General features: G+C 65.5%; 11 protein-coding genes and 1 pseudogene. 4 read left to right on the plus strand and 8 right to left on the minus strand.

Annotated features, from left to right (window positions below; genetic code table 11):
• Positions 1–33: 33 nt before the first annotated feature.
• The 6 genes from AB7F41_RS10400 to AB7F41_RS10425 form a co-directional block, all read right to left on the minus strand.
• Positions 34–1,110 (minus strand): P-loop NTPase, encoded by a 1,077-nt coding sequence (locus AB7F41_RS10400; RefSeq protein ID WP_428381080.1) that lies wholly within the window; start codon positions 1,108–1,110, stop codon positions 34–36.
• Positions 1,111–1,162: 52 nt separating this feature from the next.
• Positions 1,163–1,387 carry a GDCCVxC domain-containing (seleno)protein gene (locus AB7F41_RS10405; RefSeq protein WP_428381082.1) on the minus strand — a complete coding sequence of 75 codons (225 nt, stop codon included), beginning with the start codon at positions 1,385–1,387 and terminating at the stop codon, positions 1,163–1,165.
• 23 nt (positions 1,388–1,410) lie between these two features.
• Positions 1,411–2,346: a 2-oxo acid dehydrogenase subunit E2 gene (locus AB7F41_RS10410; protein WP_428381084.1), complete on the minus strand. Its 936-nt coding sequence runs from the start codon at positions 2,344–2,346 to the stop codon at positions 1,411–1,413.
• Between the two features lie 2 nt (positions 2,347–2,348).
• Positions 2,349–3,815 (minus strand): pyruvate dehydrogenase complex E1 component subunit beta, encoded by a 1,467-nt coding sequence (locus AB7F41_RS10415; RefSeq protein ID WP_428381086.1) that lies wholly within the window; start codon positions 3,813–3,815, stop codon positions 2,349–2,351.
• A gap of 12 nt (positions 3,816–3,827) precedes the next feature.
• Positions 3,828–4,832 (minus strand): pyruvate dehydrogenase (acetyl-transferring) E1 component subunit alpha, encoded by a 1,005-nt coding sequence (gene pdhA, locus AB7F41_RS10420; protein ID WP_428381087.1) that lies wholly within the window; start codon positions 4,830–4,832, stop codon positions 3,828–3,830.
• A gap of 95 nt (positions 4,833–4,927) precedes the next feature.
• Positions 4,928–5,704, minus strand: coding sequence for a DUF1499 domain-containing protein (locus AB7F41_RS10425; RefSeq protein WP_428381089.1), 777 nt, complete (start codon positions 5,702–5,704; stop codon positions 4,928–4,930).
• Positions 5,705–5,910: 206 nt separating this feature from the next.
• Between AB7F41_RS10425 and AB7F41_RS10430 the strand changes: the two genes are divergently transcribed.
• From AB7F41_RS10430 to AB7F41_RS10440, 3 genes are all read left to right on the plus strand, one after another.
• Positions 5,911–6,123: a hypothetical protein gene (locus tag AB7F41_RS10430; protein WP_428381091.1), complete on the plus strand. Its 213-nt coding sequence runs from the start codon at positions 5,911–5,913 to the stop codon at positions 6,121–6,123.
• A gap of 66 nt (positions 6,124–6,189) precedes the next feature.
• A complete protein-coding gene (locus AB7F41_RS10435) occupies positions 6,190–7,113 on the plus strand; it encodes a metallophosphoesterase (RefSeq protein ID WP_428381093.1) in 924 nt (307 codons plus the stop codon).
• A 52-nt stretch (positions 7,114–7,165) separates the two neighbouring features.
• The gene (locus AB7F41_RS10440) at positions 7,166–7,477 is read left to right on the plus strand and encodes a TonB-dependent receptor plug domain-containing protein (RefSeq protein WP_428381095.1); all 312 of its coding nucleotides are present in this window, start codon (positions 7,166–7,168) and stop codon (positions 7,475–7,477) included.
• 33 nt (positions 7,478–7,510) lie between these two features.
• Here the strand turns inward: AB7F41_RS10440 and AB7F41_RS10445 are convergent, their stop codons facing one another.
• Entirely contained in the window at positions 7,511–8,080 is a 570-nt protein-coding gene (locus tag AB7F41_RS10445; protein ID WP_428381097.1) for an NUDIX domain-containing protein, read from the minus strand.
• Between the two features lie 178 nt (positions 8,081–8,258).
• Between AB7F41_RS10445 and AB7F41_RS10450 the strand changes: the two genes are divergently transcribed.
• The gene (locus AB7F41_RS10450; RefSeq protein WP_428381099.1) at positions 8,259–8,486 is read left to right on the plus strand and encodes a hypothetical protein; all 228 of its coding nucleotides are present in this window, start codon (positions 8,259–8,261) and stop codon (positions 8,484–8,486) included.
• Between the two features lie 135 nt (positions 8,487–8,621).
• Here AB7F41_RS10450 and tuf read toward each other — a convergent pair.
• Positions 8,622–8,750 (minus strand): annotated as a pseudogene (gene tuf / locus AB7F41_RS10455) (elongation factor Tu); the annotation flags it as partial.

Genomic DNA, 8,750 nt, shown 5'->3' on the forward strand with positions numbered 1-8,750 from the left:
TATCGGAGGCGCGTCTTTTTTGCGCGGCGCGCCTCAGCCGAGAACGATCTGCGGCGCCGCGCGCTGCTTCTGCGTTTCGAGCAGGGTTTTTACTTTCGCCGCAAGACCGAGATAGACGGCGGCTTGCGGACTGTCGGGCTCGGCCCCGACCACGGGACGTCCGGCGTCGGAGGTTTCGCGTATCTTGATGTCGAGCGGCGCCTCGCCAAGAAAGGGCACGCCCATCTGTTCGGCGTCGTGGCGCGCGCCGCCATGGGCGAAGATCTCCGAACGGCCGCCGCAGTGCGGGCACAGGAAGTAGCTCATATTCTCGATGACGCCGAGGATCGGCGCCTCGACCTTCTGGAACATGGACACGGCGCGGCGCGCATCGATCAGCGCCAGGTCCTGCGGCGTCGACACGATCACCGCGCCGGCGAGCGGGACCTGCTGGGCGATGGTCAGCTGAACGTCGCCGGTCCCCGGCGGCATGTCGATCACCAGCGCGTCGAGCTCTCCCCAGGCGACCTCTCCGAGCATCTGCGAAATCGCCTGCGACACCATCGGGCCGCGCCAGACCATGGGAATGTTTTCGTCGACGAGGAAACCCATCGACATGATCTTCAGGCCATAGGCTTCGAGCGGCACAAGCTTGCCGTCTTCGACCTTTGGCTTGGCGGTCAGGCCGAAAAGCCGCGGCATCGAGGGGCCGTAGATGTCGGCGTCGAGCACGCCGACGCGCCAGCCTTGCGCCGCGAGGCCGAGCGCCAGATTGGCCGAGGTCGTCGATTTGCCGACGCCGCCCTTGCCCGAGGCGACGGCGACGATGAACCGGATTTTCTCGAGCGCCGGCATGACGCCCTTGCGCTGCGGGGGCGGAGCCTCCTGGCGCGGCGCGCGCTCTGCGGTCAAGGTCACGACCGCCTGCTCGATTCCAGGCGCCGCCTTGATGGCGCGCTCGGCGGCGACGCGCGTCGCCTCCCACGCCTGCGACTGGTTCGGATCGGCCGCCAGCGAGACAAACGCCTTGGCGCCCGACAGATTGATCCCGCTCACGGCGCCGGCAAGCGGCGCGCCGCCCGGCCCATGCAGCCCTTCCAGAGTCTTCAAAATGTCAGCTTCCGTCGCCACGCGCCCGCTCCTTGCCTGTTTAGAGCAATTCTAGGCAAGGCATATGCCGCGATTAGCGCCTCTCGTCCATCGGTCCACGGCAACAATCGCCGGCCATCTGCACAGGCGGGCATGGAACGTCGGCATAGGAGCAGAAGACGCAACAGTCGCCCGCCTTGGGCGTCAGCCGCGCGCCGCATCCGGCGCAGACATGCACGATCACGCAGGCGTCCTGCGGCATGTCGAGCGTTTCCGCGCGCGCGCAGTGCGGGCATGTCAGAGTCGATCGGAGCTGCATGTGAGGCTGCAATTCGTCCAATCTTACGCGAACATCATCGCCGGATGTTCGACGATATGTTTAAATTCCGCCAAAAGCTCGGCGCCGAGCGCGCCGTCGACGGCGCGGTGATCGCAGGAGAGCGTGACGCTCATTAGCGTCGCGACGACCGGCGCGCCGTCCTTCACGATCATGCGCTGCTCGCCCTGCCCGACCGCCAGGATCGTCGACTGCGGCGGATTGATCACCGCCGTGAAGCTTTTGATCCCATACATGCCGAGATTGGACACCGCCGACACGCCGCCCTCATATTCATGCGGCTTCAGCTTGCGCGCGCGGGCGCGTCCGGCAAGCTCCTTGATCTCGTCGGAAATCTCGCGAACGGATTTCGCCTCGGCGTTGCGGATGATCGGCGTGACGAGTCCGCCGGGAATCGACACCGCGACGCCGATATCCGAGGATTTGTGGCGCAGCAAGGCGTCAGGCGTAAAGGTGACATTCGCCTCGGGCTTGCGCTGGAGCGCGATGGCGAGGGCCTTGACCACGTAATCGTTGACCGACGTCTTCCAATTCGGCTTGCCGTCCGCGCCGAGCGGCGCAGCGGAATTGTAGTCCTCGCGCAGGCGCAGCAGCGCGTCGATCTCGCAGTCGACGTTGAGATAAAAATGGGGGATCGTCTGGATCGCTTCCGTCAGCCGGCGCGCGATCGCCTTGCGGACATTGTCGTGCGGGATTTCCTCGTAGGAGCCCGGCTCGAAGAATTTGCGCGTGACGTCCGCCGACGGCGCGGCGGCGAGCGGCGCCGCCTTTGCCGTTCCGCCGCGCGCGAGCGCGTCTTTCACGTCGCGTTCGATGATGCGGCCGTGCGGCCCCGAGCCGGTAAGCGCCGAAAGATCCAGCCCGCCCTCTCGCGCCAAACGGCGCGCCAGAGGCGAGGCGAAAATGCGCGGCGCGCCGGTGTCGGGAGTGACGAGCGCCATCTTCAAGCCCTGTACAGGACGGCCTTCGCCGCCGCGATGACTTCAGGTGCGCTCGGCAAGGCGAGCTTTTCGAGATTGGCGGCGTAGGGCATCGGCGTGTCCTTGCCGGTGACGCGCAGCACCGGCGCGTCGAGATAGTCGAACGCTTCAGCCTGAACCCGGGTGGCGATTTCGGCCGAAACGCCGCATTGCGGCCAGCCTTCTTCGATCGCGACGCAGCGGCCGGTTTTTTTCACGGATGCGATCACCGTCTCGGTGTCCATCGGGCGCAGCGTGCGCAAATCGATGACCTCCGCCTCGATCCCCTCTTTCGCGAGTTCTTCCGCCGCCTGCAGCGCATAGGTCATGCCGATGGAGAAGGAGACGAGCGTCACGTCCTTGCCGGGTCGGGCGATGCGCGCCTTGCCGATCGGCAGGACGAAATCCTCGAGCGCCGGGACGTCCGACGTCTTGCCGTAGAGAATCTCGTTTTCGAGGAACACGACCGGATTGTCGTTGCGGATCGCCGCCTTCAGCAGGCCTTTCGCGTCGCTGGCGTTGGACGGTGCGATCACGATCAGTCCGGGCACCTGCGAATACCAGGCGGAATAATCCTGGCTGTGCTGCGCGGCGACCCTGGCCGCGGCGCCGTTCGGTCCGCGAAAGACGATCGGACAATTGATCTGTCCGCCCGACATGTACAGCGTCTTCGCCGCAGAATTGACGATGTGGTCGATGGCCTGCATCGAGAAATTGAACGTCATGAATTCGACGATCGGCCGCAGTCCGGCGAAGGCGGCGCCGACGCCGACGCCGGCGAAGCCATATTCGGTGATCGGCGTATCGACGACGCGTTTGGCGCCGAATTCCTGCAGAAGACCCTGCGTGACCTTATAGGCGCCCTGATATTCGGCGACCTCCTCGCCGATCACGAAGACGGCCGGATCGCGCCGCATCTCCTCGGCCATGGCGTCGCGCAGGGCTTCGCGCATGGTCATGGACACCATGGCGGTACCAGCGGGAACCTCCGGCGCGACCGTCGCCGACGGCTGTTCGGCGACGCTCGTCGGTTTTGGCGAAGGGGCCGCAGCGTCGACGGCGGCTTTGACCGCAGCCTTGTTGGCTTCTCCCGGCTGATCCTGAGGCGCGGTCTGGCCCGGCGCGGGCGGCGCCGCCTGGGACTGTTTCTCAGCCTGATCGTCTTTGCCGGCTTGCGCGATCGGCGCGGCGGCGTCGGCGACCGACTCGCCTTCCTCGGCGATCACCGCGATCGGCGTGTTGACGGCGACATTCTCGGTCCCGCCCGGCACGAGAATGCGCGCCAGCACGCCCTCGTCGACGGCCTCGACCTCCATCGTGGCCTTGTCGGTCTCGATTTCGGCGATGACGTCGCCGGCCTTGACCTCGTCGCCTTCCGACTTGAGCCATTTGGCGAGCTTGCCCTGCTCCATGGTCGGCGAGAGTGCGGGCATCAGGACATTGACGGTCATTGAATCAATTCCTCACGCCAGCACGTCGGTCCACAATTCGCTCGGGTCCGGCTCCTTGTCCGCCATCGCGAAATCGGCGGCCTCGGAGACGATCTTGCGCGCATTGGCGTCGATCTTCTTGAGTTCGTCTTCGCTCATCCCGTCGGCGATCAAGCGCGCGCGAACCTGCTCGATCGGATCATGCTCCTCGCGCATCTTCTGCACTTCTTCCTTGGAGCGATATTTCGCTGGATCGGACATCGAGTGGCCGCGATAGCGATAGGTCTGCGCCTCGATGAGATAGGGGCCGTTGCCCTTGCGGCACCATTCGATCGCCTCATCCGCCGCGGCCTTGACGACGCGCACGTCCATGCCGTCGATCTTCATGCCGGGGATCGCGAAAGCCGCGCCGCGTTTCGCGAAGTCGGTCTGCGCCGAGGCGCGGTGAATTTCCGTCCCCATCGCATAGCGGTTGTTTTCGACGATGAAGACGACCGGCAGTTTCCAGAGCGCGGCCATGTTGAAGGCCTCGTAGACCTGCCCCTGGTTGGAAGCGCCTTCGCCGAAAAAGGTGATGGAGACCCGGCCGTCGCCGCGATAGGCGTTCGCGAAGGCGACGCCCGTGCCGATCGGCGCAGGCGCGCCGACGATGCCATGCCCGCCGTAGAAATTCTTCTCGCGCGAGAACATGTGCATCGAGCCGCCCTTGCCCTTGGAATAGCCGTGGCGCTTTCCGGCAAGCTCGGCCATGACCCCCTTCGGCTCCATGCCCGAGGCGAGCATATGTCCGTGGTCCCGGTAGCTCGTCGTGAACTGATCGCCGTCTTGCGTCGCCATCTTGACGCCGACGACGACGGCCTCCTGTCCGATGTAGAGGTGACAGAAGCCGCCGATGACGCCCATCCCGTAGAGCTGACCGGCCTTTTCCTCGAAGCGCCGGATGAGCAGCATCTCGCGAAAGGCTGTGAGCTCCTGCTCGCGGGTGAAGGGCGGAACCGTTGGCGCGCCCGTTGCGACGCCGCCGCTCTCCTCGACCATTTCGCCGCTCCCGTCGCTAAGCTTTGCTGTGCAGCATAATCGAAGACGTCGCCAAAAACGAGCGCATCTTCCCATCATTCAATTTGGGAAGCGCGCTAGCGGGCGTCGAGCTGGGACTGCAGTTCTTCGGCGAAGGCGGTGATTCTTTTCGCATTGGCGCCGAAGTCATGCCGTCCATAGCGCGACGCCGACCGCAGGTCGATGCGGGTCTGTCCGGGCAGCGGCTTGAAGCGAACGGTGATGTCGTCGTCGAACCCCATGACCAGCGTCTTATCGATGAAATCGATATGGCCGTCGCCGCTGCGGCCGCCGGGCGGACGCTTGTCGACGAGAGTCCAACCGCGGGCTTTCGCCGTTTTCAACACCAGCGCGAAGGCTTCGTCCGTGTCCAGATCGACGACGATCGGCTCGACGTCGGGATAGGCCGCCCGCTGCGCCTCCCGCGCCCGCGCCGGCGGCCCCGGCGGCAGAAAGCCGTTGCGGGCGTCGACGGCCGCCTGGGAGAAGGAGAAATGGGGCGGATCGGCGACATCCGTCGAAACGTCCGACAGCACCGGCAGACGCATCGCCTCGAAGGCGAGATAGGCCGGATAGCCCAAGGTCGCCGCTGCGATCAGCAAGGCGGTCGCCGCCGCGCCCACGCCGCGCCGTCCCTCACGCCAGATCACATTGCAGGCCGCGAAGAAGAGCAGCAGCGCGATGAGCGCCAAAGCCATGGCGCCGCCGAGCGACGCGAGCGCCGAGGGCGGGTCGATGGCGCCAAGTCGCCCCAGAAGGATCGCCAAAATCGCCACAGTCGCGGCGAAAATCGCGAAGCGTCGGCTCCACAGGGCGACTTTGGACCAGGGCTCGGGCGGAAAATGACGTCGCATCGGATCAAAGACTCGCGTGACCGCCGCCGCTGGCGGCTGGGCCGCATTCTTCGCAAATTTACGGCGATTGCAACGGTTCTCGCCAGTCCGCAAAAAAACTTCGATGGGCGCCGCCCGCGCCTCGATTCCTTAGCGACTCATTAACTCGCTGAGCCCAATTCTAGGAAAAGGCCAATTGAGTTTCTCTCCCAGCGTCGAGCGCGCCCATGTCGGACAAATTTTCCGTCGAGTTCAACGAACCCCAATCCGGCGGCCATCCTCATGACCTCCTGGCGCGTCTCTACCGCGAGATCGGCATCTCCGCCGTCGCGGCGGCGCTGGAGGTCGAGCAGTTCGCGCAGCGGCCGGCGGCCGCGGTCGAACGCCTCGACGAACGCCGCCTGCCCGCGGCGCTCCTCGGCGACGAACTCGCCGCCTGATCTCGGCTGTCTTGGCCGCAGCCGGCGCTTCGCGCCGGTCCGTCGCATGCGGCCGAAGGGCTGGCGATGATCAGCCGGCGCGCGTTCCTGCGCTGGCAGTCCGGCATGGTTCTCGGCGCGGCGGTCGGCGGCGGCCTGAGCGCCTATTCGGTCGTTATCGAACCGAATTTCATTCTCGACGTGACCCGCCGGGTCGTGACGCCGAAAGACTGGCCCGCAGGCCTGACGCTGCGGATCTGCGTCATCACCGATCTCCACGCCTGCGAACCCTGGATGCCGGTCTCGCGCATTCGCAAGATCGTCGGCGTCGCCAATGCCCTATATCCGGATCTGACCGTTCTGCTCGGCGATTTCGCCGGCGGCACGCATTTGGCCACGGGACGGGTGACGCCCCAGCAATGGGGCGAGGCTCTGGCCGACCTCAACGCGCCGCTCGGCGTGCACGCGGTGCTCGGCAATCACGACTGGTGGCACGGTCCGCTGCCTGGCGACGCTCCGGACGACGCCGAAAGCGCGCGCCGCGCATTGAAGCAGATGGGCGCGCGCCTCTATGAAAACGACGCGCTCAAGCTCGAAAAGAACGGCGCGCCCTTCTGGCTGCTGGGGCTCGGCGACCAGCTGGCGATGACGCCCGGCGACGACGCCGGCTGGCGTGGGCATGACGATCTCGATGCGACTCTCGCGCGCGTGGCCGACGACGCCCCCGCCATTCTGCTGGCGCATGAGCCCTTCATTTTCCCGCGCGTGCCGAAGCGCGTCGCGCTGACGCTCTGCGGCCATACGCATGGCGGCCAGATCAATCTTCCCCTTGCGGGTCCCGTCTTCGCGGAGTGGCGCTGGAAGACCACGCATATCTACGGCCATATCGTCGAAGACGACCGCCACATGGTGATTTCGGCGGGGCTCGGCGAGTCGATCCTGCCCATGCGCTTCATGCGGCCGCCGGAGATCGTCGAAGTGACGGTGCAAGCGCCCGCGCAGTTTGCCTGAGCCTTGGTGAATATGCCCAGACAGCTATATGATTGGCGAGGAGGACAAAGCCATGCGCAAGGCTGTCGCACTGTTTCAGCTTCTCGTCGTCGCGTGCGCCGTTCTGACCGTCCCCGCCATTGCGGGCGATCAGCGGGTCCGCGGCGCCCGCGCGCGCATCCATCGCGTCGCGCCGCCGCCGCCCGATTATGACGACGGCTATTTCACGAATTATGTGACGGGGCCGACGGGGCAGCCGACGCCCGTGATGCAGGTCCCGGGCTCGACCAGCGTCATCACCCGAAAGATGATGGACGATTTCCAGTCGCGCAACCTCTGCGACGCGCTGCGGCTCGCGCCGGGCGTCACCACGTCCGGCTGCTGAGGAAACATCCGCCGTCTGGCGGGAGCGGCTCCGTCAGTCGAAAAGTTCGGGGCGACGAAGACGCAGCGCCTGCACGAGGGCGAGCGTTTTCATGTCGACGAAGCCGTCTCCCGCCATCAGCGCCGCGAGTTCGTTGAGGCTCATTTCGACGACGCGGACCTCTTCGCTTTCGGCGGCGACGCCGCCGCCGACGCCGACGCGGTCCTCGGCGCGATATTCGGCGAGATAGAGCGCCATGCGCTCCGTTGAAACGCCCGGCATCGACCAGGCGGTTGCGACATGCTCGAGCGCGCCGAGCTGCAGCCCGCCTTCCTCGAGCGCCTCGCGTCGCGCCGTCGCCGCGGCGTCATCCTCGCCTTCGATAAGGCCGGCGATGGCTTCGAGCGACGCCGTCGCGCCGACGGCGATCAGTTCCGCGGCGCGCAGCTGCTCCACGAGCAACGCCGTCCTGCGCGCGGGATCGTAGGGCAGCACGGCGGCGGCGCAGCCATGATCCTCGACGTCGCGCAACAAGGTCGTTCCGTCCGGCATGCGGATGGTCGCGATCGACATCGTCGCCCAGCGCTGATGCGTGCGTTCGAGGCTTATGACCGAAGGCTTCATCGCGGATCTCGATCTTTTGCCGCCGTCTGACATCAGAACGGCAAAATGAAAGGGGCAAGAGCGCGGCTCCTGCCTTTAGATTTACTGCGCATCAGCGTCGATCGACGAGCGCTAGTCTTCCCTTTGATATGCATTAAATTATCGATTATCGTACTATTTGGCGCATCGGGAGCGGAACATGGCCGACAATGTCACGAACGAGTTGCTCCTCGAAACGCTGAAAGCAATCCAGGCGAAGCTGTTCGACATCGCCAGCGACATTGTGGACCTCAAGGCCGACTTGCGGGGCCTAAAGGGACACATGGCCGCGTTCATGCAGAGCGAGGTCGCCCAAGACGGCGCCATCGCCTCGATTCAGCTCAAGATTGAGCGCATCCAGCAGCGGCTGAATCTCGTGGATGGCTAAGCCGTGGGGGCTGCTGTCGTCCCGGAGAGGATGACGCCCGGCCTCCTCCCCGATGTCTTCACGTCACTCAATAATGCTCGCCATAACTTGGGCGGCGCACAGGGATGCGGTTGACCGCATCCCGTCGCGCGTCAATCACTCGATGATGCTGGCGACGACGCCGGCGCCGACGGTGCGTCCGCCTTCGCGGATGGCGAAGCGCAGCTTCTCCTCCATGGCGATCGGCACGATCAGCGCGACTTCCATCGTCACATTGTCGCCCGG

It is taken from the genome of Methylocystis sp., from assembly GCF_050251305.1.
Taxonomy (GTDB): domain Bacteria; phylum Pseudomonadota; class Alphaproteobacteria; order Rhizobiales; family Beijerinckiaceae; genus Methylocystis.